Source organism: Burkholderia sp. AU4i (assembly GCF_000466765.1).
GTDB classification, from domain to species: Bacteria; Pseudomonadota; Gammaproteobacteria; order Burkholderiales; family Burkholderiaceae; genus Burkholderia; species Burkholderia cepacia.
Map to the genome: position 1 here is coordinate 18,038 of NZ_ASSI01000070.1, position 24,209 is coordinate 42,246.

The following is a 24,209-nucleotide window of genomic DNA, read 5'->3' on the forward strand; positions in this document are numbered from 1 at the left end:
CCCACATGGAAGCGACCCAGATGACGTTCGGCGACGGTGTCGTCGACTACGCGGTCGACGGCGGCATCGCGACGATCACGATGAACCGCCCCGAGTATCACAACGCGCAGAACTCGAAGATGACGTATGCGCTCGACGGGGCGTTCCGGCGCGCGGCGCACGACGACGCGGTGAAGGCGATCGTGCTCGCGGGCGCCGGCAAGCATTTCTCGGCGGGCCACGATATCGGCACGCCGGGCCGCGACATCCACGAGTCGTTCGATCGCGCATCGCTGTGGTACGACCACGTCGACAAGGACGGCGGCGAATTCCTCTATGCACGCGAGCAGGAGGTCTACCTCGGGATGTGCCGGCGCTGGCGCGACCTGCCGAAGCCGACGATCGCGATGGTGCAGGGCGCATGCATCGCGGGCGGGCTGATGCTCGCGTGGGTGTGCGACCTGATCGTCGCGTCCGAGGATGCGTTTTTTGCCGATCCGGTCGTGCGGATGGGGATTCCGGGCGTCGAGTATTTCGCGCATGCGTACGAACTGAACCCGCGCATCGCGAAGGAATTCCTGTTCCTCGGCGAACGGATGCCGGCCGAGCGTGCGTACCAGATGGGGATGGTCAACCGCGTCGTGCCGCGCGAACGGCTGCACGACGCGACCTATGCGATCGCCGCGAAGGTCGCGACGATGCCGCGCCTCGGGCTCGCGCTGACCAAGCAGGCACTGAATCACGTCGAGGAACTGCAGGGCAAGCGCGCGGCGATGGATGCGGCGTTCGCGTGGCATCACTTCGCGCATGCGCACAACGAGCTCGTGAGCGGCGACCGTCTCGGCGGCTACGACGCGCGCAGCATGGCCAGTTCGCAGCGTCAGCCGAACGGCGTTGATCGCGGCGACGCGTCCGCACCGGTCGCCGTCAACGGAGCGGCCGCATGAGTACGACGCTTCAAAGCCCGCTGCATACGCCTTTGTGCGAGCTGCTCGGCTGCCGCTATCCGATCGTGCAGACCGCGATGGGCTGGGTGGCCGACGCGCGGCTCGTCGCGGCGACCGCCAACGCCGGGGGCTTCGGCTTCCTGGCCGGCGCGACGCTCGAACCCGAGCAGGTCGAGGCCGAGATCCTGAAAGTGAAGTCGCTGACGGACAAGCCGTTCGGCATCAATTTCCACATGTTCCAGAAGAACGCGCAGCAGGTCGTCGAGCTGGCCATTCGGCACCGGCTGCGCGCGGTGAGCTACGGCCGCGGGCCGGATGCAAAGACGATCCGCCGCTTCAAGGACGCCGGCATCGTCTGCATGCCGACCGTCGGCGCACCGAAGCATGCGGTGAAGGCGGTCGAGCTCGGCGCGGACATCGTGACGGTGCAGGGCGCTGAAGGCGGCGGCCACACGGGCTCGGTGCCGACCACGCTGCTGCTGCCGAAGGTGCTCGACGCGGTGCGGGTGCCGGTGGTCGCGGCCGGCGGGTTCTTCGACGGGCGCGGGCTGGCTGCCGCGCTCGCGTACGGCGCGGCCGGCATCGCGATGGGCACGCGCTTCCTGATGAGCGCCGAATCGCCGGTGCCGCGCGAGACGCTCGAACGCTACGTCGCGGTCGGCGACCCGGCGCGCATCCGCGTGTCGGATGCGCTCGACGGGCTGCCGCAACGAATGATCGACAACCCGTACCTGCTGAAGCTCGAGCGCTTCGGCCCGCTGCGCCGCACGCTGTTCGCGCTGAAGACGGCCGACGCATGGCGCCGCCAGAACGGCCTGAGCACGGGCGACATGCTCGGCCTCGCGATCAAGGCGCTGCGCTCGCACGACTACACGGCGAGCCAGACGCTGATGGCGGCGAACGCGCCGTTCCTGATCCAGCGCGCGATCGTCGAGGGCCGCCCCGATGAAGGCGTGCTGCCGAGCGGCCAGGCGGCCGCGATGATCGGCGCGATCGAACCGTGCGACACGCTGATCGCCCGGATCGTCGCGGAAGCCGGCGAGCGACTCGACGCACTGGCCGCGCTGCGCGGCACGGCGGCAGCGCAGGCCGCATGAACAACATCACAGGGAGGCAATGGAGATGACAGGATCCAACCAACCGGCCGGCGCGATGCCGTTCCGGATCGATCGCGCCGACGGCATCGCCGAGCTGGTGATCGCCCATCCGCCCGTGAACGCGCTCGACGCGCAGGGCTGGCATGCGCTCTCCCGCGCGCTCGATGCGCTCGGCGAGGACGACGAGGTCCGCGTGATCGTCGTGCGCGGCGAGGGGCGCGGCTTCTGCGCGGGCGTCGACATCAAGGAGCTGGCCGCGCATCCGGAGCGGATCGTGGCGGTCAATGCGGGCAATTACGAGACGTTCCGCGCGGTGCACCGCAACCCGAAGCCGGTGATCGCGGCCGTGCACGGTTTCGTGCTCGGCGGCGGGATCGGCATCTGCGGCGCGGCGGACATCGTCGTCGCGGCCGACTGCGCGCGCTTCGGCGTGCCCGAGATCGACCGTGGCGCGATGGGCGGCGGCGCGCACCTGCAGCGGCTGTTCGGCGTGCAGAAGGTACGCGCGATGTATTTCACCGGCGAGATGATCGATGCGGCCGAAGCGTACCGGCTCGGTGCGGTCGAGCAGGTCGTGACGCGCGATACGCTGCGCGACGCGGCGCTCGCGCTCGCCCGCAAGATCGCGGAGAAGAGCCCGGCGATGGTGCGGCTCGCGAAGGAGGCGCTGAACGGCGTCGAGGACGGCGATCTCGAGGACAAGTACCGCTGGGAGCAGGGCTTCACGCTGCAGGCGTACATGACGAACGATTCGACCGAAGCGCGCGCCGCGTTCGTCGAGAAGCGCGACGCGCGTTTCGATGCGCAGGCCGCCGCCGAGGAGGCACGCGCATGAACCTGACCTACACGCCGCAGCAACAGGCGTTTCGCGCGGAGATCCGCGAATGGCTCGCCGCGCACGTGCCGCGCGAGCGGCTGCCGAGCTTCGACACCGAGGAAGGCTTCGCCGCGCACCGCGAATGGGAGCGCACGCTGCACTCGGGCCGCTGGAGCATGGTCACGTGGCCGCGCGAACTGGGCGGGCGCGGCTGCGACCTGATCGAGTGGCTGATCTTCGAGGAAGAGTACTGGCGTGCCGACGCGCCGATGCGCGTGAACCAGAACGGCATCTTCCTGCTCGGGCCGACGCTGATGGATTTCGGCACCGCGGAGCAGAAGGCGCGTTTCCTGCCCGCGATGGCGGCCGGCGAGCACGTATGGGCGCAGGGCTGGTCGGAGCCGAATGCAGGTTCCGACATGGCCGCGATCCGCACGACGGCCGCCCGGATCGGCGATGAATACGTGTTGAACGGCCAGAAGATCTGGTCGACGCGCGCGGTGTGGGCCGACTGGCTGTTCGGGCTGTTCCGCAGCGACCCGGAATCGTCACGCCACCACGGGCTCACATTCCTGATGGTGCCGCTGTCCGCGCCGGGCATCACGGTGCGGCCGATCCGCCAACTGAACGGGCAGACGGGCTTCGCGGAAATCTTCTTCGACGACGTGCGCGTGCCGGTCGAGAACCGGCTCGCGGCCGAAGGCGCGGGCTGGCAGGTCGCGATGGCGACGGCCGGCTTCGAGCGCGGGCTGATGCTGCGTTCGCCCGCGCGCTTCCAGCGCACCGCGCAGGCGCTGCGCGACCTGTATCTCGCCCATCGCGACAGCGCGGATCGAGATCCGACGCTGCGCGAGCGCGTGGTGCAGGCGTGGATGGATGCGCAGGCGTATGCGCTGTCGACCTACGCGACTGCGAGCCGGTTGCTGAAGGGCGGCCATATCGGCGCGGAGTCGAGCACCAACAAGGTGTTCTGGTCGGAGCTCGACCTGCGCATGCACCAGACCGCGCTCGACATTCTCGGCGCGCACGGCGAGGTCGTCCCGCAGACGGCCGCGCAGCACGCGACGCTCGGCCACTGGCTCGACGGCTTCCTGTTCGCGCAGGCCGGCACGATCTACGCGGGCACCAACGAGATCCAGCGGAACATCGTCGCCGAACGGATGCTCGGCATGCCGCGCGCATGACGGCGCCGGCGCCACCCCTCACTGAACGGACATCGTATGGATTTCGTATTCGATGAAGACCAGGAAGCGCTCGCGGACAGCGTGAAGCGCCTGCTGATGACCGAGATGACGCCCGAGCTGATCCGCGAGCTCTGGGCCACGCCGACCGGGCGTTCGGACGACCTGTGGGCGCTGTTCGCGTCACAGGGGCTGACCGCCGTGTCGGTGCCCGAGGCGCACGGCGGCCTCGGCCTGAGCGAAGCGGAATGGGCGCTGCTCGCGCAGACCTACGGTTACTTCGGCAGCCCCGAGCCGCTGCTCGACACGGCGCTCGTCTCGGCCGGCGTGCTCGCGCGGCTGCCGGCGAGCGACTGGCGCGACGCGCTGCTGCGCGACATCGCCGAAGGGCGCGCGCGCGTCGCGCTCGTGCATCCGGCGAACCCGTATGCGGCCGACGTGCACGTCGCGCAGGCGCTCCTGTGCGAGCACCGTGGCGAGCTGCACCGCGTCGATCCCGCGCAGTGCGCGTGGCGCGCGGTGGACAGCGTCGACCCGTCGCGGCGGCTGTTCACGCTCGACTGGGAGCCGTCGGCGGCCACGCGCATCGCAGGCGCCGACGAAGCCTCGCCGCTGCTGGACCGTGCGCTCGACCACGGCGCGTTCGCGGTCGCCGCGCAACTGCTCGGCCTCACGCAGCGCGTGCTCGACGTCGCGATCGACTACAGCGCGCAGCGCAAGCAGTTCGGCAAGGCGATCGGGTCGTACCAGGCGCTCAAGCATCTGCTTGCCGACGTCGCGATCCGCTACGAGTTCGCGCGGCCGGTGGTCGCGCGCGCCGCGCAGGCGATCGCCGACGACCACCCGCAGCGCGCGGTGTTCGTGTCCCACGCGAAGCTCGCGGCGACGTCGGCCGCGCAGCTCGCCGCGCGTAACTCGATGCAGGTGCACGGGGCGATCGGCTACACGTGGGAACTCGACCTGCAGATTTTCATGAAGCGCATCTGGGCGCTCTCCGGCAGCTGGGGCGACAGCGCGTTCCACAAGGCCCGCGTGGCCGACGCGATCCTCGGCGACGCGTTGCCGATCGGCCCCGCGCAGACCTTCGACCTCGAGGAATCCAACTGATGAGACAAGCCTATATCGTCGATGCGCTGCGCACGCCGACCGGCCGCCGCAAGGGCGGGCTCGCGCACGTGCATGCGGCCGACCTCGGCGGCTTCGTGCTGAAGACGCTCGTCGAGCGCAACGCGATTCCCGCCGACGAATACGACGACGTGGTGTTCGGCTGCGTCGACACGATCGGCCCGCTTGCGGGCAACATCGCGCGCACCTGCTGGCTCGCGGCCGGGTTGCCGCTGCAGGTGCCGGGCGTGACGGTCGACCGCCAGTGCGGCTCGTCGCAGCAGGCCGTGCATTTCGCCGCACAGGCCGTGATGAGCGGCGTGCAGGACGTGGTGGTCGCGGGCGGCGTGCAGACGATGACGCAGATCCCGATCTCGTCCGCGATGACCTGCGCGGCGCCGCTCGGCTTCGACGACCCGTTCTCCGGCAGCACCGGCTGGCGCGCGCGCTTCGGCGATGCGCCGGTGTCGCAGTTCGTCGCCGCGCAGCGGATCGCCGATCACTGGAACCTGTCGCGCGACGCAATGGAGCGCTATGCGCTCGAAAGCCATCGCCGTGCGGTCGCCGCGATCGAGGCCGGGCATTTCAAGCGGGAAATCGTGCCGCTCGAAGGCGTGCTGCACGACGAGACGCCGCGCCCCGACACGTCGCTGGAAAAGATGGCGACGCTCACGCCGCTGACACCGGGCGGCTCGCTGACGGCCGCCGTCGCGAGCCAGACCTGCGACGCGGCCGCCGCGCTGCTGATCGTGTCGGAGGACGCGTTGAAGCGCTACGGCCTCACGCCGCGCGCGCGCATCCATCACCTGAGCGTGCTGGGCGACGATCCGCTGTGGATGCTCACCGCACCGATCCCGGCGACGAAGGCCGCGTTGAAGAAGAGCGGGCTCGACTGGTCGCAGATCGACGTCGTCGAGATGAACGAGGCGTTCGCGTCGGTCGCGCAGGCGTGGCTGGCCGATACGCGTTTCCCGCATGAAAAGACCAACCCGAACGGCGGCGGCATCGCGCTCGGCCATCCGCTCGGCGCGACCGGCGCGCGGCTGATGACGACGCTGCTGCACGAACTGGAACGCACCGGCGGCCGTTATGGATTGCAGACGATGTGCGAAGGCGGCGGCCTCGCGAACGTCACGATCATCGAGCGCCTGTGAGCGCGTCACTTTCACGATCTCACGATCCAAGAGGCACCAGCATGGGAATCTGTAACGGACGCACCGTCATCATCACCGGCGCGGGCGGCGGGCTCGGGCGCGAATATGCGCTCGCGTTTGCGGCCGAAGGCGCGGCGGTCGTCGTCAACGACATCCGGCGCGAGGCCGCGCAGGCCGTGTGCGACGAGATCGCACGACGCGGCGGCAACGCGCTTGCGAATGCGGACGACATCACGCGCGTCGAAACGGCGCAGCGGATCGTCGACGCGGCCCGCGAAGCGTTCGGCGAGGTGCACGTGCTCGTCAACAACGCGGGCATCTGCCGCGACAAGATGTTCACGAGCATGACCGAAACCGACTGGGACGACGTGATGCGCGTGCATCTGCGTGGCCACTTCTGCCTGTCGAGCGTGCTGGCGCGTGTGTGGCGCGATGCCGCGAAGGCCGGCCACGCGGTCGACGCGCGGATCGTCAACACGAGTTCCGGCGCCGGCCTGCAAGGCTCGATTGGCCAGTCGAACTACGGCGCGGCGAAGGCCGGCATTGCCGCGCTCACGCTGATGCAGGCGGCCGAGTTGCAGCGCTACGGCGTGCGCGTGAACGCGCTCGCGCCGGCCGCGCGCACGTCGATGACCGAAGGCGTGTTCGCCGACATGATGAAGAAGCCCGAGGACGGCGGCTTCGACTATTTCGACCCGGCCAACGTCGCGCCGCTCGTCGTGTGGCTCGGCAGCGCGCTGTCGGCCGACGTGACAGGCCAGGTGTTCGAGGTCGCGGGCGGGATGATCGCGGTCGCGGAAGGCTGGCGCACGGGCCCGAGCGTCGACCGCGGCGCGCGCTGGGCGGCGGCCGAGGTCGGCCCGGCGGTCGCGCGGCTGCTCGCCGACGCGCGGCCCGCGCAGCGCGTGTACGGGAGCTGAGCATGGATCTGGCGCTCACCGACGAACAGGCGATGATCCGCGACGCGGCCGCCGACGTGCTCGCCGAACGCAGCGCGTCCGCCGACGTGCGCCGCGCACTCGAGCTGATGGCCGGCCGCGACGATGCGCTGTGGGCTGCATTGGCGGGCGAACTCGGCTGGAACGCGCTCGCGCTGCCGGAGGCAGCGGGCGGGCTCGGGCTCGGCGCGGTCGAGCAGACGGTGCTGATGGAACAGCTGGGCCGGCGCATCGCGTGCGTGCCGTATTTTTCGACCGCGTGCCTCGCGGCGACCGCGCTGGGCGGCTGCGACACGTCGCTGGCGACCGGCTGGCTCGCGAAGATCGCCGAAGGCGCGTGCAGCGCGACGCTGGCGCTGCCGTTCGACTGGCTATTCGGCGAGCCGGGTGGCGCGCGGGTCGGCCGGCCATATGGCCGGCCGGGTGCCAATGCGTTCGGCGCATCTTTCGGCGACTCGTTCGACGAACCGGCCAGTGCGCGATCGCTTCCGTTCATCGCGGAAGAAACCGCGGCTGGCTTCGCACTGTCCGGCGTCGCAGCACAAGTGCTCGACGGTGCGCGCGCCGACCTGCTGCTGGTTCCGGCGCGGATCGCGAACGAAGGGCAGTCGGTCGGCCTGTTCGCGATCGACATGACCACCGGCGCGGCCGGCGTTGCGGTGACGCCGCTCGACACGCTCGACGCGACGAGGCCGCTCGCACGAATTGCGCTCGACGACGTGCGCGTGAGCCGCGACGCGCTGATTGCAAGCCGCGACGCGGCGCAGGTGCTCGAACGCGCCGCATGGTTCGCGGCGCTCGCGCTGGCCGCCGAACAACTCGGCGGCGCACAGCAATGCCTCGACCTGACGCTCGACTACACGAGCCAGCGCGTGCAGTTCGGCCGCGCGATCGCGTCGTTCCAGGCCGTCAAGCACCGTTGCGCGCAGATGATGGTGCTGATCGAATCGGCGCGCTCGGCCGTGCTCGGCGCCGCGCACGCATGGGACGCGGAAGCCGGCAGCGTGGCGCCGGGCAACGCATTGCGGGCCGACATCGCCGCGGCGAAATCCGCCGCGAACGACGCGTACGCGTTCTGCGCCCAGGAAGCGATCCAGTTGCACGGCGGCGTCGGCTTTACGTGGGAATACGACCCGCATCTCTACTTCAAGCGCGCGCAGGCGTCGGGCGCGCAGTTCGGCAGCACGCCGCAACTGCTCGAATGGATCGCATGCCATGCGATCGAAGGCGGCGCATCGCAGCGTGGCGAAGCATTCGAGCCACCGGCTGCAGCCGCATCCCGTCCGTCCGCCGCACGCGCAGGAGCCCTTCAATGAACAGCGAAACGCGCGAACAGCAATTGCGGCACGAAGTGGCCGACTGGGTGCAGTCGCACCTGACCGGCGAATTCGCGTGCCTGAAATACCGCGGCGGCCCCGGCGACGAGGAAGCGTTTCCCGACCTGCGCAAGGCATGGGAGCGGGAACTCGCGCAGGGCGGCTGGACCGGCCTCGGCTGGCCGACCGCCACCGGCGGGCGCGGCTTCTCGGTGGCCGAACAGGTGATCTTCCACGAGGAATACGCGCGCGCCGGAGGCCCGGGAAGGATGGGCCACATCGGCGAAGGGCTGCTCGGGCCGACGCTCGTCGCCTGCGGCACCGACGACCAGCGCGCGCGTTTCCTGCCCGGCATTCTTGCCGGCACGCAGTTCTGGTGCCAGGGCTACTCCGAGCCGGGCGCGGGTTCCGACCTGGCCAACGTGCGCACGCGTGCCGAACAGGATGCGGACGGTACGTGGCGCGTCCACGGCCAGAAGGTCTGGACGTCGCTCGCACACGATTCCGACTGGATCTTCGTGCTCGCGCGCACCGACCCCGCGTCGAAGGGCAACAAGGGGCTGTCGTTCCTGCTGATGCCGCTCGACCAGCCGGGCATCGAGATCCGGCCGATCAGGCAGCTCAACGGCGGTGCGGAATTCAACGAGGTGTTCTTCGACGGCGCGCTCGCGGAAGCACGCGACCTCGTCGGCGCGCCCGGCGACGGCTGGCGGATCGCAATGACGCTGCTCGGCTTCGAACGCGGGATGTCGACGCTCGGCCAGCAGATGCAGTTCGTCCGCGAGCTCGAATGGGTGATCGACGCCGCGCGCGAATCGGGCGCGGACCGCGACCCGGTGCTGCGGCAGCGGATCGGCCGCGCGTGGGCCGGGCTGCGCGTGATGCGCTACAACGCGCTGCGCATGCTGTCCGGCGCCGACGACGCCGATGGCGGTGGCACCGCGCCGCTGCGCCGCGAGGCACTGATCTACAAGTATTTCTGGTCGAACTGGCACCGCGACCTCGGCCAGCTTGCGATGGATGCGCTCGGGCCTCGCGCGAACGTGATCGATCCGGCCGACGAAAAGCTCACCCATCTGCAGCGCGTATTCCTGTTCTCCCGTGCGGACACGATCTACGCGGGTACCAACGAAATCCAGCTCAACATCATGGCCGAGCGCGGGCTCGGCATGCCCAGGGAACCACGAGGCACAGCATGACCGAACCCCAGATCCAGAAAGCGCCGGCCTACGTGCCGGGCCACCAGCTGCTCGCCGGCAAATCGGTGCTGATCACGGCCGCCGCCGGCGCCGGCATCGGCTTCGCGGCCGCGCGCCGCTGCGCGGAGGAAGGCTGCCGCGCGCTGTTCATCTCCGACATCCACGAAAAGCGCCTCGAACAGGCGGTTCAGACGCTGCGTGCCGAAACGGGGCTGCAACAGGTCTACGGCCGCCTGTGCAACGTCGCGGTGGAGGCCGACGTGCAGGCGCTGGTCGCAGACGCCCAGGACAAGCTCGACGGCGTCGACGTGCTGATCAACAACGCGGGGCTCGGCGGGTCGACCCGCATCGTCGATATGGACGATGCCGAATGGTCGCGGGTGATCGACATTAGCCTCACCGGGACGTTCCGGATGACGCGCGCGATGCTGCCGCACATGCAGGCCCGCGGCCGCGGCGCGATCGTCAACAACGCATCGGTGCTCGGCTGGCGCGCGCAGGCGGAACAGGCCCACTACGCGGCGGCGAAAGCGGGCGTGATGGCGCTCACGCGCTGCGCGGCGCTCGAGGCGTCGCCGTACGGCGTGCGCATCAACGCGGTCGCGCCGAGCATCGCGATGCACGATTTTCTGAAGAAGTCGGCCCCGGCCGACCTGCTGAATCAACTGACGTCGCGCGAAGCCTTCGGGCGCGCCGCCGAAGTCTGGGAGGTCGCGAACGTGATGGTGTTCCTTGCAAGCGATTACGCGTCGTACATGACGGGCGAAGTGCTGTCGGTCAGCAGCCAGCACGCATGATGAGCACGACCCTCGACCCCGTGCGCGCGACGCCCCGCGTGTTCGCGCATCCCGGCGAACTCGCGGCGGCCGTCGGCGACACGCTCGGCGCGGGCGCGTGGCTCGCGATCGACCAGATCCGCATCGACGGCTTCGCCGACGCGACCGGCGATCACCAGTGGGTGCACGTCGACCCGGTGCGCGCGAAGGACGGCCCGTTCGGCGCGTGCATCGCGCACGGCTACCTGACGCTGTCGCTCGTCAATCATTTCCTGCCGCAGATCGTGCGCATCGACGGCGCGCGGCTCGGCGTCAACTACGGCTGCGACAGGATCCGTTTCCCCGCGCCGGTGAAGGTCGGCGCGCGCGTGCGCGGCGTCGGCGAGCTGCTGCGCGTCGAGCCGCTCGACGGCGGCGTGCAGGCATGGATTCGCGTGACCGTCGAGATCGAAGGCGAAGCGAAACCCGGCTGCGTGGCCGACACGATCAGCCGTTACTACTTCTAGATTCAGAGAGCCAGCCCATGGAAGACGCAGTCATCGTTTCCGTCGCACGCACGCCGATCGGCAAGGCGTTTCGCGGCATGTTCAACGACACCGAGGCGCCCGCGCTGGGCGGCCACGTGGTGCGCACCGCGCTCGAGCGCGCGGGCGTCGCGCCGGCCGACGTCGACGACGTGCTGATCGGCTGCGCCGCGCAGCAGGGCACGCAGGGCTACAACATCGGCCGCCTGTCGGCGGCGGCGGCCGGGCTGCCGGCGTCGGTGCCCGGCATGGCGATCGACCGCATGTGCTCGTCGGGCCTGATGTCGATCGCGAGCGCCGCGCGCAGCATCGGCGCGGGCGATGCGCGGATCGTCGTCGCGGGCGGCGTCGAGTCGATCTCGCTCACGCAAAACAAGCACAAGAACGCGTATCGCGCGCGTTCGCAGGCCGTGCTCGACCACCAGCCGGCCGCGTACATGGCGATGATGGAGACGGCCGAGATCGTGTCGCGCCGCTACGGGATCTCGCGTGCGGCGCAGGATGAATTCGCGCTGCAGAGCCACCAGCGCACGGCCGACGCCCAGGCGGCCGGCCGCCTCGATGCGGAAATCGCGCCGCTCGACGTGCGGCGCGCGCTGTTCGACAAGGAAGGCAACCCGGCCGGCCACGAGGATCTGCGTGCGGCGCGCGACGAAGGCGTGCGCGCCGACACGACGGCCGAACGGCTCGCGGGGCTGAAGCCGTCGTGGAGCGGCGGCAAGGTCGTGGAGCAGGGCGAGTTCGTGACGGCCGGCAATGCGTCGCAGCTGTCGGACGGCGCGGCGGCTGTGGTCGTGATGTCGCGCAGCGAGGCGCTACGCCGCGGGCTGACGCCGCTCGGCGCGTTCCGCGGCCTCGCGGTGGCCGGCTGCGAACCGGACGAGATGGGCATCGGCCCGGTGTTCGCGATTCCGAAGCTGCTGGCGCGCTTCGGCATGACCGTCGGCGACATCGGGCTGTGGGAGCTGAACGAGGCGTTCGCGTGCCAGGCGCTGTACTGCCGCGACACGCTCGGCATTCCCGACGACCGGCTGAACGTCGACGGCGGTGCGATCGCGCTCGGCCATCCGTTCGGGATGTCGGGTACGCGGATGACGATGCACGCACTGCTCGAAGGCGCGCGGCGCGGCGTACGGCACGCGGTCGTGACGATGTGCATCGGCGGCGGGATGGGTGCCGCAGCGCTGTTCGAGGTCGGCGCATAGGGCACGTAGCGCACGTAGCGCACGTCTCGGACGTAGCGGACGCAGCGGCACGCGGATGGGCCGCGCCGCGCACGCGGCGAACCATTCACGAACGACGATTCGAGGCCGCGGCCATGACCGGCGGCCCGGAGACTTGCAGGCGACGGTCGCCGGCGCGCACGCGCCAACGGCTGTCGAACGCAGAAACAGGAGACAAGCCATGAAACGAACCTTGCCCGGACTCGCGATGTCGGCGCTCGTGCTCGGCGCCGCGCTGTTCGCGTTTTCGCCGCGCCCGCTGCCGGCGTTCCCGGTCACCGCGATCCATGCGGACCGGCTGCAGATCAACGGGCTCGCCCGGGCCGGCGCGCGCATCGTCGCGGTCGGCGAACGCGGCGTGATCCTGCTGAGCGACGATTCGGGCGCCCGCTGGCGGCCGGCGTCGGTCACGCCCGACCAGGCATCGACGCTCACGCAGGTGCGTTTCATCACGCCGACGCTCGGGATCGCGGTCGGCCACGACGGCCGGATCGTCCGCAGCGACGACGCCGGCATGCACTGGCGTGAAGTGCACATCGACCACGAGCATTCCGATCCGCTGCTGTCCGTGTGGGGCGCGGCGGGCGGCCCGCTGTTCGCGGCCGGCAGCTTCGGCCAGCTGCTGCGCTCGGACGACGCGGGCCTCACGTGGCAGCCGCTGAAGACGCCGGCCGGCGACCGTCACCTCAACGCGATCGTCGGCGACGGCCACGGCAACCTGCTGGTCGTGGGCGAGAGCGGCACGCTGCTGCGCTCGACCGACAACGGCGCGACGTGGGACAAGCTGCCGTCGCCGTACGCCGGTTCGCTGTTCGGCGCGCTGATGCTCGCGAACGGCGACTGGGTGGCATACGGAATGCGCGGCAACGTGGTGCGCAGCACCGATCGCGGCGCGACCTGGACGCATGTGGACAGCCACGTGCCGGTGTCGTATTTCGGCGCGACCCAGCTCGCCGACGGCGAACTCGTGCTGGTGGGCCAGGGCGGCGCGATCGTCGCGTCGCGCGACGGCGGGCTGACCTTCGACGTGCGCAAGCTCGGCGGCGTGCAGAGCCTCGCGGCCGTGCTCGACATGGGCCACGGCGCGCTGCTGCTCGGCGGCGAGGCCGGCGTCGCGCCGCTGGCCGGCGCGCCTGCGTCGACACCGTCGCCGTCCTGACGCCGGCCGCCCGCACCGCCAGCTTCCGTTCGTTTCGCATCGTCCGTCCCGACCCGAGAATTCCATGAACGACCTGTCACGTCCTCCTGAAGCCGTTTCCGCGTCGCGTCTCGCCGCGTTCGTCGAGCGCTGCGCCGACACGATCATCCGCCGGCGCAAGCTGCTGATGCTGCTGTGCGTCGCGGTGACGCTCGCGCTCGGCTTGTCGGCCACGCGCCTGAAGCTCGATCCGGGCTTCAACAAGATGATCCCGATGCAGCACCCGTACATGCAGGTGTTCGAGCGCTATGCGGGTGCGTTCCCCGGCGCGAACACGATCCTCGTGAGCCTGCGCTGGAAGGGCGACGGCGACATCTACAACCAGACGTTCATGGACGCGCTGCGCCACGCGACCGACGACGTCTTCTTCATCCCCGGCGTGAACCGCTCGCGCGTGTTCTCGCTGTTCACGCCGAACGTCCACTACACGGAAGTGACCGAGGCCGGCTTTCGCGGCGACGTGGTCGTGCCCGGCCAGTTCTCGAGCGCGAACCCGGACGATCTCGCGAAGGTGCGCCGCAACGTCGCGCGTTCGGGGCAGATCGGCCGCCTCGTCGGCAACGACCTGAAATCGGCGCTGATCCGCGCGGAACTGCGCGAGACAGACCCGGCCACCGGCAAGCGGCTCGACTACAGCGCGGTCGCGCGCCAGCTCGAGGAAATCCGCGCGCGTTATGCGAAGCAGGGCATCGACGTGAACATCATCGGCTTCGCGAAGCTGGTGGGCGACGTCGAGAACGGCATCGCGGGCGTGATGGCGTTCTTCGCGCTCGCATTCCTCGTGACGGCCGCGCTGCTGTTTGCCTACACGCGCTCGCTGAAGACCACCGTGCTGGCGCTCGTCGTCGCGCTGCTGCCGGTCGTGTGGCTGCTCGGCGCGCTGCCGCTGCTCGGGCTCGGCATCGACCCGATGTCGATCCTCGTGCCGTTCCTGATCTTCTCGATCGGCGTGTCGCACGCGGTGCAGATGACCAACGCGTGGAAGCAGGCGCTGGTGCGCGGCGCGTCGCCGGCCGACGCCGCGCGTGACGCGTTCCGCAAGCTGTTCGTGCCGGGCACGGTCGCGCTGCTGACCAACGCGCTCGGCTTCATGGTCATCATGCGGATCAGGATCGACATCGTGCGCGAACTCGGCATTACCGCGTGCCTCGGCGTGCTGCTGATGATCGTCACCAACAAGGTGTTCCTGCCGATCCTGCTGTCGTACACGCGCCTCGAACGCGGCACCTTGGCGCGCGCGCAGCGCACGGCGGCGGCCGGCGGGAGCGGAAGATGGTCGCGCTTCGCGGTATTCGCGCGGCCGATGCCCGCGCTCGGCGTGTTCGCGGTGGCGCTGGCACTGCTCGCGTACGGCACGCTCGAGTCGCGCAAGCTGGAGATCGGCGACATCGGCACCGGCGCGCCGGAGCTGCGCGCGAACTCGCGCTACAACATCGACAACGCGGCGATCACGCACCAGTACAACATCGGCGTGGACGTGCTGTCGGTGATCGTCGAGACGACCGGCTTCGACGACGCGTGCCTGCATTACCCGGTGATGAGCGCGATCGAGCAGTTCGAGATGAACATGCGCGGCGTGGCCGGCGTGCAGTCGGTGACGAGCGTGTCGTCGCAGGGCAAGGTGTTCATCGCCGCGTTCAACGAAGGCAACCCGCGCTGGGCCGCGTTGCCGCGCTCGAGCGACGGGCTCACGCAAGGCTCCAACGCGTTCGACCCCGACAACGGGATGAACACCGCGAACTGCAAGGCGATCCAGGTCCTGATCTACACGAAGAACCACGAAGGCACGACCATCGCGCACATCGTCGACGAGATCAAGCGTTTCGCGGCCGAGAACCCGACGCCGAACGTCGCGTTCCGGCTCGCGGGCGGCAACGTCGGCGTGATGGCGGCGACCAACGAGGCGGTCGGCGACGCGGAGATCGCGATGCTGCTGTCGATCTTCGGCGCGATCGCGCTGCTCTGCGCGGTCACGTTCCGCTCGTGGCGCGCGGTGCTGTGCATCATCGTGCCGCTCACGCTCGTGTCGATCCTGTGCAATGCGGTGATGGCGCTTCTCGGCATCGGGCTGAAGGTCGCGACGCTGCCGGTGATCACGCTCGGCGTGGGCGTGGGCGTCGACTACGGGATCTACCTGTACGAACGCCTGCAGCACGACCTCCGCCACGGCGCGACGCTGCCGGACGCGTTCGCCGACGCGATGCGCCAGCGCGGCACGGCCGCGCTGTTCACGGCCGTCACGATGTTCATCGGCGTCGGCACGTGGGCGTTTTCCGCGCTGAAGTTCCAGGTCGACATGGGCGTGCTGCTCGCGTTCATGTTCCTCGTGAACCTGTTCGGCGCCGTGTTCCTGCTGCCCGCGCTCGCCGCGTGGCTCGGCGTCGAGCGTGCCGAGCGCCGCGTGCAGCACGCGCATGCGCAGCCGACGCCGGCGGCTCCGGCAACGTTGAAACCGTCGCCCGCGCTCGAACCCGGCAACCCGATGCGCTGACCGGCGCCCCCATTTCCCCCTGCGCGCGGCCGGCCGCCGCGCGTTGTCCACAAGAGGAGTCAACCCACATGTCCGCACGCCCTTACAAGATCGAAGCCCAGCCGCTCGCGCAGCGCTATGCGCGCGGCTGGCACTGCCTCGGGCTCGCCCGCGACTACAAGGACGGCAAGCCGCACACGCTGAACGCCTTCGGCCGCAAGCTCGCCGTGTTCGCCGATTCGACCGGCAAGGTCAACGTCGTCGACGCGTACTGCCCGCACATGGGCGCCGACCTGAGCCTCGGCACGGTGCAGGGCGACAACCTCGTGTGCCCGTTCCACGGCTGGGCGTGGAGCGGCGAAGGCCAGTGCGCATCGATTCCGTACTGCAAGCGGATCCCGCCGAAGGCGCGCATCGGCGCATGGCCGACCTGCGAGGAAAACAACCTGCTGTTCGTCTGGAACGACCCGGAAGGCAACGCACCGCCGCCCGAAGTCGCGATTCCGCGCCTCGACGTGTGCTTCTCCGACGAATGGTCGGGCTGGGTCGTCGACAAGATGGTGATCCAGGCCAACTGCCGCGAGCTGGTCGACAACATCTCGGACGTCGCGCACTTCGCGACCGTGCACCGCGCGCCGATCGACTATTTCGCGAACCTGTTCGAGGGCCACAAGGCGACGCAGCTGATGGTCGGCCGCAGCGAGAAGCTCGGCGGCGACGCCCTGACCGCGCTGTCGACGTATTTCGGGCCGGCCGTGCACATCACGCAGATGACGGGGCAGAGCGGCGGGCAGCCGATCCACTCGGTGCTGCTGAACTGCCACGTGCCGATCGACATGAACAGCTTCGAGCTGCGCTACGGCGTGATCGTGAAGAAGGTGGCCGGGCTGTCCGACGAGCAGAACACGGAGATCGCGAACGCGTACGTGAAGGAAGCGCAGCGCGCGTTCTACGAGGACGTCGACATCTGGCACAGCAAGACGCGGATCGACAACCCGCTGCTGTGCGAGGGCGACGGGCCGCTGTACCAGATGCGCGACTGGTATTCGCAGTTCTACCTGGACGTGGCGGACGTGCGGCCGACGAGCGTCGCGCGCAAGGCGTTCGAGATGCGGATTCGCGAAGGCGATGCACCGCCGGCGCTGCATCACGTGTTCGAGCCGCGGTAAGAACCGGCGGGCCGGCCGCCGGCCGGAAAGCGGGGGCGCATCGAAATACGTCCCGTCGGCCGGCAACACCCGCCGCGCAAGGCGCACGCGGCGGGTGTGCTTGTGCGCCGCATCAAAATGACTTGACGAAACGGCCGCTACCGCGTAGTGTCCATGGCCGAAGTGTTCAAGAAGTTCGATTGCTCATCATTGGCCGCACTCCGTGCGGCGGTCGTTGGTCTCTCCCTCTTTTGAGTCTTTCTGTGCCCGTTGCGGGCGCATGTTCAATTATTCGTATTAAGGAAGTATTTGTGGATACCGGTACCGTCAAGTGGTTCAACGAAACCAAGGGCTTTGGTTTCATCTCCCCGGACAACGGCGGCGACGATCTGTTCGCCCATTTCTCTGAAATTCGCGGCACGGGCTTCAAGACCCTGGCCGAAGGCCAGAAGGTCAGCTTCGAAGTGAAGCGCGGCCCGAAGGGTCTGCAAGCGTCGAACATCACGCCGCAGTAAGCCGCATCGGCAGCGGCCGCCAAACGGTGGCCGTCGCCGGACGGATTGGCGCGCACGGCGCCGCTTCGGCGGCAGCCGGCGCGTTTCCGATGCGCACGACCGATGCATCGCGACATTCACGATGCATCGGTCGTGTCGCCTCCCTCATCGCATGCCTGTACGGCGTGCGACGCAACGCCCTCGCGAAGCGCCCGCCGCTTCGCCAGCGCATCACCGCTTCAACGCATCAACCCGAGCAGACCGCCGCCATGCCTTGCCGGCGCGGTCCCGACTTGCGCGGCGCCGTATGCGCCGCCGCCACCGACCGCCTGAACGCCGCAACGCGCCGGGCTCCGATCGCAAGACAGGCCCATGGCCCGTCTGAACGAACCGATCCCCGGCAGCCTGCCGGCCGCCGTCCCGTTGCGGGACACGGCGCCGGGCAGATCGCCGCGGCTGCGGTCAATTACCTTGTCTGGAGGAATTGGTTTGGCAAAAGAAGAACTGCTGGAACTGGACGGAATCGTCGACGAAGTGCTGCCGGACAGCAAATACCGTGTCACGCTGGAAAACGGCGTCGTGGTGGGCGCATACGCGTCCGGCCGCATGCGCAAGAACCACATCCGCATTCTCGCGGGCGACCGCGTGACGCTGGAACTGTCGGTCTATGACCTCACCAAGGGCCGCATCAACTTCCGGCACAAGGACGCGAATTCGCCGCGTCCGCAGCGCACCGGCGGGCCGCGTCGTTAAGCGGCAACGATCGGCGCGCAACCGCGTGCCGATCGGATCCCGTCCGGCCTCCATGGCCGGACGAACCGGATGAACGGCCCGTTGCTTGCCGTTTACCGGCCGCCGGCGGCGTCGTCATGCCGCAGCGGCCAACCCCGCCTTCACCGGCCGCCGCGCGTGCGCCAACGCTCAGGCAGCCGCGTCCCGCAGGAAATCCTCGATGACCATCGCGAAATACGGCGGGCACTCCTGCATCGGGTAATGCCCGCTATTCGGTATCGTCGCGACCCGCGCGTTCGGGTGCCACGCGAGGAACGTCGCCTGCATCGCCGCTTCGTCGAGCCCCGGATCCTTGTCGCCGACGATCACCAGGAAGCGCGTCTCTAGCCCGCGGATATCGTCGACGAAATCCGTTCCGGTCAGCATGTCGAGATACGCGAGCCGGCAGGCCGGCGCCACGCGCTCGCGGTTCTGCCGCAGCTTCAGGTCGGCCCAGCGCGCCGACAATCCACCCGTCACGAATCGCATGAGCCGGCGAAACGCATCGTCATCGACGGCCGTGCTCGCGAAGAACGCGCGTGCGTCGTCGTTCAGGCGGTTGCCGGCGGCCGACACCGGGCACACGGCGATCGCGCTCTTGATGCGGGAGGGCGCATCGGCGGCGAGCCGTTGTGTCGCCATGCCCGTCATCGAATGGCCGATCACGTGAAAGCGCGGCCAGCCGAGACGATCCGCGAGCGCGAGGCAGTCGGCCGAGATCTCGTCGACGGTACAGGTGCCGCGCAGGTGGATGGATTCGCCGTAGCCGCGCAGGTCGACGAACACGTACGTGAATGTCGATTCGTCGAGATACGGGAGCAGCGCCGCGTAGTTCGTATGGTCGCCGAGCCAGTCGTGCAGGACCATCACGCATTCGGGGCCGGTACCGTGCCGCAGGTAGCCGAGGCCGTCGTGGTCGGCGTTCGGCGCGGAGGAGAGGGTGTCGATACGGTTCATTTCAAGGCGTTTCCTTTTGGTGGGTGAACCAAAACGAAACGCCCTCCCGGCGGACCGGGAGGGCGTCTTGAAAGTGCGTCGATCGTATCGGGCCGACCGGCGAAAGTCAACGTTCGATGCACCGTCCCGCCCGATACGTCGACGCGGCGCGCATTGGCCGTTGTCGTCCGACAGCCGCAACGCGATCGTCAGCCCGATGTCGTGACGCGGAAAACCGCGCCGGCCGGCGGCTGACCGCACGCGCGGCGACGCGGTTCGCGTGCGGCTCGCGTATGGCTTTACGTGCGGTCCGGCGCGGTCGTACACTCGTCGGCAATTCGCGGCCCGCGCCGCGCGTGCGGCTTTCAATCCCTTCAGCATCTTTCAGCGGGCCAACGGCCGTGCCAGCCGGACTTTCGTCGCGCGACGCCAGGAGGCGCCATGAGTGCAGACGCAGCCCCCGCACCCCCGTCGGTTCAGGACCGCATCCGGCACGTGTTCGTGCTGATGCTCGAGAACCGCTCCTTCGATCACCTGTTCGCGCTGTCGGGCTACCCCGACATCGTCGCCGCGTCGCCGGGCAACAGCAACGCGTATGGCGGCGTGGTCTATCCGTTCGGCGGCGGCGCGCCCGACCGGATGCCGACCGATCCGTGCCACGAATTCACCGACGTGCTCGAGCAGCTCTGCGGCGCGGGCGTGCCGTTCGTGAAAGGGCAGGCCTATCCGCCGGTCCGCAATACCGGATTCGTGTCGAACTACGCGACGTCGCGTTCCGAAGGCAAGCCGCCGCAGCCGGCCGACGCGGGCAAGATCATGCAGGGCGTCGACATCGCGACGCAGGCCCCGTCGCTGCACGCACTCGCGAACGCGTTCGTGCTGTGCGACGCGTGGCACGCGTCGATGCCCGGGCCGACCTGGCCGAATCGCTTTTTCCTGCACGGTGCGTCGTCGGCCGGGCTCGATCATTCGCCGACGAGAGAAGAAATGGCCGGATGGGACGCGTTCGACGGTTTCCCGTATCCGAAGGGTTCGATCTTCGCCGCGCTCGGCGACGACAACTGGCGCATCTACCAGGACCAGACGGGCAATCCGCTCGGCCACGTGCCGCAGGTGGCGTCGCTGAAGGGCATCAGCTTCTTCGACATCGACGACCTCGCGCATTTCGAGGCCGATCTCGCGGCGGGCTATACGGCGCGCTATACGTTCATCGAGCCCGGTTACGGCGACATCGTGCACGGCACCTACCAGAACGGCAGCTCGCAGCATCCGATGGACGGCCTCGCCGGCGGCGACCAGCTCGTCGCGCGCGTGTACAACGCGATCCGCAATTCGCCGGTGTGGAACAGCAGCCTGCTCGTGATCTGCTACGACGAGCACGGCGGCTTCTACGATTCGGTCGGGCCGGGCGCTGCGCCGCCGCCGAACGATGGCGCGGCGGCGACGCTGAACGCGAGCGGCTTCGGGTTCGACGTGTACGGCGTGCGGGTGCCGGCGATCGTGATTTCGCCGTGGGTCGCGGCAGGGCGGGTCGACCATACGGTGTACGACCATGCGTCGGTCGCCGCGACGCTCGAGCGGTTGTTCGGCCTGGCGCCGCTGACCGACCGCGATCGTCTCGCGAACGACCTGCTGGCGCTCGTGACGACTACGTGCCGGACGGATTGTCCGCAAAGGATCGGAACATGAGTACGACACCGGACCCGCGCGATGCGCTGCCCGTGCGCGACGGCACGAGCCTGATCGCGTACCTGCACATCCTGAAGAAAGCGCATGCGGCGCTGGTCGGCCATGACAAGGCCCATCAGCGCTTCAGCGAGATCGTGACGCGCGGGCAGGCGCGGCAATACATCGAGGAGCTGATGCCGTCGCTGCTGCAGGCGCGCGAAGCGCATCGGCGGCGCAGGCACGGCGGGAAGCATCGGTGATGCGGCGAGCGGCATCGATACCGAAGGCGCGAGCGCGCACAGCAGTGATGCGACGGTAAAGGGGGCCGTGCCCGCGATGAAGATGCGGCGCCGGCCGTGCAAATCGGCGAGCAGCCGGCCCGTCGGCAGCAGTGCCGCGCAAGCGAGGTTGTCGATGCCGACAACCCGTTGCACTGCGCCGACGCAGGCGTTCGCTTACGCCGCCACCTCCCGCGCCCGCACCATCGTCAGCGCCGCATCCTCGATCATGTCCTCCTGCCCGCCGACGAGCCGCTGCCGGCCCAGTTCGACGAGGATGTCGCGTGCGGGAATCCCGTACTTCGCTTCCGCACGCTTCGCGAACAGCAGGAACGACGAGTAGACACCTGCATAGCCGAGCGTCAGCGCATCGCGGTCGAGGCGGATCGGCGCATCCATGATCGGCACGACGAGATCCTCGGCGACGTCCGAGATCGCGAACACGTCGACGCCTGTCTCGATCCCCATCCGGTCGCACACCGCGACGAACACTTCCATCGGCGTGTTGCCCGCGCCGGCGCCGAGGCCGGCCGCGGCCGCATCGATCCGGTTCGCACCGGCCGCCACGGCCGCGACCGAGTTCGCGACACCCATCGCGAGGTTGTGATGGCCGTGGAAACCCAGCTCTGTCTCCGGCTTCAGCGCGTCGCGCACCTGGCCGATCCGCGCGGCCACGTCGTCGGGCAGCATGTGGCCGGCCGAATCGGTGATGTAGATGCAGTTCGCGCCGTACGATTCCATCAGCTTCGCCTGCACGACGAGCTGCGCCGGCGACGACATGTGCGCCATCATCAGGAATCCGACCGTATCGAGGCCGAGCATGCGCGCGAGGCCGATGTGCTGTTCCGATACGTCCGCTTCGGTGCAGTGCGTCGCGACGCGAATCGTGCCGACGCCGAGTTCGTGCGCCATGCGCAGATGCTCGATGGTGCCGATGCCGGGCAGCAGCAGTGCCGACACCTTTGCCCGCTTCAGCTCCGGGATCACGGCGCCCAGGTACGCCTCGTCGGTGTGCGCGGGGAAACCGTAGTTGACCGAGGCGCCGCCGAGCCCGTCGCCGTGCGTGACCTCGATCAGCGGCACGCCGGCCGCGTCGAGCCCGCGCGCGATGCTGCGCATCTGGTCGAGCGTGATCTGGTGGCGCTTCGGGTGCATCCCGTCGCGCAGCGACATGTCGTGGACGGTGATCTTCTTGCCTGCAAGTGACATCGTGTGACTCCTCGACTCAAGCGGTGGCGGCCGTCGCGGCCAGCATCTGTTCGGCGAAACGCTCGGCCGTGGCGGCCGCGGCGGCGGTCATGATGTCGAGGTTGCCCGCGTACTTCGGCAGGTAGTCGCCGAGCCCTTCGACCTCCATGAACACCGACACGCGATTGCCGTCGAACACCGGGCCGTTCTTCAGCGTATAGCCGGGCACGTAGCGTTGCACTTCCTTGACCATCGCATGCACGGACGCGGTGATCGCGTCGACGTCGGGCGGGCCGTCGGTCAGGCAGTGGATCGTGTCGCGCATGATCAGCGGCGGCTCGGCCGGGTTGATCACGATGATCGCCTTGCCCTTGCGGGCGCCGCCGACCTGTTCGATCGCGCCGGACGTCGTGCGCGTGAATTCGTCGATGTTCTTGCGCGTGCCGGGGCCGACCGAGCGCGACGATACCGTCGCGACGATCTCGCCGTATGCGACCGGCTGCACGCGCGACACCGCGTACACCATCGGGATCGTCGCCTGGCCGCCGCACGTGACCATGTTCACGTTCATCTGCGCGCTGTCGAGATGCGCGTCGAGGTTCACCGGCGGCACGCAGTACGGCCCGATCGCGGCGGGCGTCAGGTCGATCATCTTCACGCCGAGCGCGGTGAGCTTGTCGGAGTTGTCGCGGTGCACGTAGGCCGACGTCGCGTCGAACGCGATGCGGATGTCGTCGGCGGCGACGTGCGGCAGCAGCCCGTCGACGCCCTTGTCGGTGGTCTTCAGGCCGAATTCGCGGGCGCGCGCGAGGCCGTCGGAGGCCGGATCGACACCGACCATCCACACGGGTTCGAGCACCGGCGAGCGGCGCAGCTTGACCAACAGGTCGGTGCCGATGTTGCCGGGCCCGATCAGTGCGCATTTGATTTTCTTCATCAGGATGGTTCCTTTAGATAAAGCGGACGTCGCAACTGCCGATGCCGGAGATATGCATCGACAGTGCGTCGCCGGCCGTGACCGGAATCAGTTTCGCGAGCGAGCCGGACAGCACGATCTCGCCGGCAAGCAGCGGCACGTCGTACGCGGCGAGCGTGTTCGCGAGCCACGCGACCGCGTCGGCGGGATGGCCGAGCGCCGCGTCGCCGCGGCCTTGCGCGACGGGCTCGCCGTTCTTCTCGATCGTCATCTCGCACGCGGCGAGATCGAGCGTGCGCGGGTCGACGCGCGTTTCGCCGAGCACGTACACGCCGCACGACGCGTTGTCGGCGACAGTGTCCTCGATGCGGATCGCCCAGTCGCGGATGCGCGAGTCGACGATCTCGAAGCAGGGCGCGACGGCGGCCGTCGCGGCGATCACGTCGGTGCGGTCGATGCCGGGGCCGCGCAGGTCGCGCGCAAGGATGAACGCGATCTCGCCCTCGGCGCGCGGCGCGATCAGCGAATCGGCGGCGATCGCCTCGCCGGCCGCGTAGTGCATGCCCGACAGCAGGATGCCGAAATCGGGCTGGCGCACGTTCAGCATGTCCTGCACGGCCTGGCTCGTCACGCCGATCTTCTTGCCGACGACCGCCTCGCCGTGTTCGACGCGGCGTTCGATGAAGCGCTGCTGGATGCGGTACGCGTCGTCGAGCGACAGGCGGCGCGCCCGGCCCGACAGCGGCGCGACCGGTGCGCGCGCGTGCCATGCGGCGTACAGCTCGTCACCGAGCGTCGTATGCAGGCGGGAAGACATGAAAGGGCCCTCGAATGGAAATGGCCGCCGTCACGGGCGGCGTCGTGCGCCGGAGCGGGGCTCCGGCGCG

The 24,209-nt window shown here is 69.2% G+C and carries 23 protein-coding genes and 1 pseudogene; 19 read left to right on the top strand and 5 right to left on the bottom strand.

Features of this window, described 5'->3' with window-relative positions; translation table 11 throughout:
* Positions 1-5 precede the first annotated feature (5 nt).
* The 17 genes from L810_RS16595 (at position 6) to infA (ending at position 18,318) form a co-directional block, all read left to right on the top strand.
* Complete coding sequence (locus L810_RS16595) at positions 6-926, top strand: enoyl-CoA hydratase (RefSeq protein WP_021159431.1); 921 nt, start codon at positions 6-8, stop codon at positions 924-926.
* A complete protein-coding gene (locus L810_RS16600) occupies positions 923-2,023 on the top strand; it encodes an NAD(P)H-dependent flavin oxidoreductase (RefSeq protein WP_021159432.1) in 1,101 nt (366 codons plus the stop codon). The genes L810_RS16595 and L810_RS16600 overlap by 4 nt, the downstream gene beginning before the upstream one ends.
* 19 nt (positions 2,024-2,042) lie before the next feature.
* The gene (locus L810_RS16605) at positions 2,043-2,858 is read left to right on the top strand and encodes an enoyl-CoA hydratase family protein (protein WP_021159433.1); all 816 of its coding nucleotides are present in this window, start codon (positions 2,043-2,045) and stop codon (positions 2,856-2,858) included.
* Entirely contained in the window at positions 2,855-4,024 is a 1,170-nt protein-coding gene (locus L810_RS16610; RefSeq protein ID WP_021159434.1) for an acyl-CoA dehydrogenase family protein, read from the top strand. Before L810_RS16605 ends, L810_RS16610 begins: the two co-directional genes overlap by 4 nt.
* Positions 4,025-4,060: 36 nt before the next feature.
* Positions 4,061-5,128: an acyl-CoA dehydrogenase family protein gene (locus L810_RS16615; protein ID WP_021159435.1), complete on the top strand. Its 1,068-nt coding sequence runs from the start codon at positions 4,061-4,063 to the stop codon at positions 5,126-5,128.
* Positions 5,128-6,279 carry an acetyl-CoA C-acetyltransferase gene (locus L810_RS16620; protein WP_021159436.1) on the top strand — a complete coding sequence of 384 codons (1,152 nt, stop codon included), beginning with the start codon at positions 5,128-5,130 and terminating at the stop codon, positions 6,277-6,279. The genes L810_RS16615 and L810_RS16620 overlap by 1 nt, the downstream gene beginning before the upstream one ends.
* A gap of 41 nt (positions 6,280-6,320) precedes the next feature.
* Positions 6,321-7,199, top strand: a complete 879-nt coding sequence (locus L810_RS16625; RefSeq protein WP_021159437.1) for an SDR family oxidoreductase — start codon at positions 6,321-6,323, stop codon at positions 7,197-7,199.
* 2 nt (positions 7,200-7,201) lie between these two features.
* On the top strand, positions 7,202-8,533 hold the full coding sequence (locus L810_RS16630; RefSeq protein ID WP_021159438.1) for an acyl-CoA dehydrogenase family protein: 1,332 nt from the start codon (positions 7,202-7,204) through the stop codon (positions 8,531-8,533).
* Positions 8,530-9,732, top strand: a complete 1,203-nt coding sequence (locus tag L810_RS16635) for an acyl-CoA dehydrogenase family protein (RefSeq protein ID WP_021159439.1) — start codon at positions 8,530-8,532, stop codon at positions 9,730-9,732. The genes L810_RS16630 and L810_RS16635 overlap by 4 nt, the downstream gene beginning before the upstream one ends.
* On the top strand, positions 9,729-10,529 hold the full coding sequence (locus L810_RS16640) for an SDR family oxidoreductase (RefSeq protein ID WP_021159440.1): 801 nt from the start codon (positions 9,729-9,731) through the stop codon (positions 10,527-10,529). The genes L810_RS16635 and L810_RS16640 overlap by 4 nt, the downstream gene beginning before the upstream one ends.
* A complete protein-coding gene (locus L810_RS16645) occupies positions 10,529-11,014 on the top strand; it encodes a MaoC family dehydratase (protein WP_042975023.1) in 486 nt (161 codons plus the stop codon). Before L810_RS16640 ends, L810_RS16645 begins: the two co-directional genes overlap by 1 nt.
* A 17-nt stretch (positions 11,015-11,031) precedes the next feature.
* Complete coding sequence (locus L810_RS16650; RefSeq protein ID WP_021159442.1) at positions 11,032-12,237, top strand: acetyl-CoA C-acyltransferase; 1,206 nt, start codon at positions 11,032-11,034, stop codon at positions 12,235-12,237.
* 199 nt (positions 12,238-12,436) lie between these two features.
* Positions 12,437-13,414, top strand: a complete 978-nt coding sequence (locus tag L810_RS16655; RefSeq protein WP_042975014.1) for a WD40/YVTN/BNR-like repeat-containing protein — start codon at positions 12,437-12,439, stop codon at positions 13,412-13,414.
* Between the two features lie 64 nt (positions 13,415-13,478).
* Complete coding sequence (locus L810_RS16660; RefSeq protein ID WP_021159444.1) at positions 13,479-15,944, top strand: efflux RND transporter permease subunit; 2,466 nt, start codon at positions 13,479-13,481, stop codon at positions 15,942-15,944.
* Positions 15,945-16,012: 68 nt separating this feature from the next.
* Complete coding sequence (locus L810_RS16665; protein WP_021159445.1) at positions 16,013-17,092, top strand: Rieske 2Fe-2S domain-containing protein; 1,080 nt, start codon at positions 16,013-16,015, stop codon at positions 17,090-17,092.
* A 290-nt stretch (positions 17,093-17,382) separates the two neighbouring features.
* A complete protein-coding gene (locus tag L810_RS16670; protein ID WP_006483056.1) occupies positions 17,383-17,586 on the top strand; it encodes a cold-shock protein in 204 nt (67 codons plus the stop codon).
* Positions 17,587-18,054: 468 nt separating this feature from the next.
* Positions 18,055-18,318: a translation initiation factor IF-1 gene (infA, locus tag L810_RS16675; RefSeq protein WP_027791717.1), complete on the top strand. Its 264-nt coding sequence runs from the start codon at positions 18,055-18,057 to the stop codon at positions 18,316-18,318.
* A gap of 168 nt (positions 18,319-18,486) precedes the next feature.
* Here the strand turns inward: infA and L810_RS16680 are convergent, their stop codons facing one another.
* Positions 18,487-19,293 carry an alpha/beta fold hydrolase gene (locus tag L810_RS16680; RefSeq protein WP_021159446.1) on the bottom strand — a complete coding sequence of 269 codons (807 nt, stop codon included), beginning with the start codon at positions 19,291-19,293 and terminating at the stop codon, positions 18,487-18,489.
* 420 nt (positions 19,294-19,713) lie between these two features.
* On the opposite strand from L810_RS16680, the gene L810_RS16685 reads away from it, so the two are divergent.
* Positions 19,714-20,961, top strand: a complete 1,248-nt coding sequence (locus L810_RS16685; protein ID WP_021159447.1) for an alkaline phosphatase family protein — start codon at positions 19,714-19,716, stop codon at positions 20,959-20,961.
* Complete coding sequence (locus tag L810_RS16690) at positions 20,958-21,200, top strand: hypothetical protein (protein ID WP_021159448.1); 243 nt, start codon at positions 20,958-20,960, stop codon at positions 21,198-21,200. Before L810_RS16685 ends, L810_RS16690 begins: the two co-directional genes overlap by 4 nt.
* On the opposite strand, the pseudogene L810_RS49090 reads toward L810_RS16690, so the two are convergent.
* The 4 genes and pseudogenes from L810_RS49090 to dmpE form a co-directional block, all read right to left on the bottom strand.
* Positions 21,201-21,392: pseudogene (locus tag L810_RS49090) on the bottom strand (MFS transporter); the annotation flags it as partial.
* A 3-nt stretch (positions 21,393-21,395) separates the two neighbouring features.
* On the bottom strand, positions 21,396-22,427 hold the full coding sequence (gene dmpG / locus L810_RS16695) for a 4-hydroxy-2-oxovalerate aldolase (protein ID WP_021159449.1): 1,032 nt from the start codon (positions 22,425-22,427) through the stop codon (positions 21,396-21,398).
* Between the two features lie 16 nt (positions 22,428-22,443).
* The gene (locus tag L810_RS16700) at positions 22,444-23,343 is read right to left on the bottom strand and encodes an acetaldehyde dehydrogenase (acetylating) (RefSeq protein ID WP_021159450.1); all 900 of its coding nucleotides are present in this window, start codon (positions 23,341-23,343) and stop codon (positions 22,444-22,446) included.
* A gap of 13 nt (positions 23,344-23,356) precedes the next feature.
* On the bottom strand, positions 23,357-24,139 hold the full coding sequence (gene dmpE, locus L810_RS16705) for a 2-oxopent-4-enoate hydratase (RefSeq protein WP_021159451.1): 783 nt from the start codon (positions 24,137-24,139) through the stop codon (positions 23,357-23,359).
* Positions 24,140-24,209: the final 70 nt, after the last annotated feature.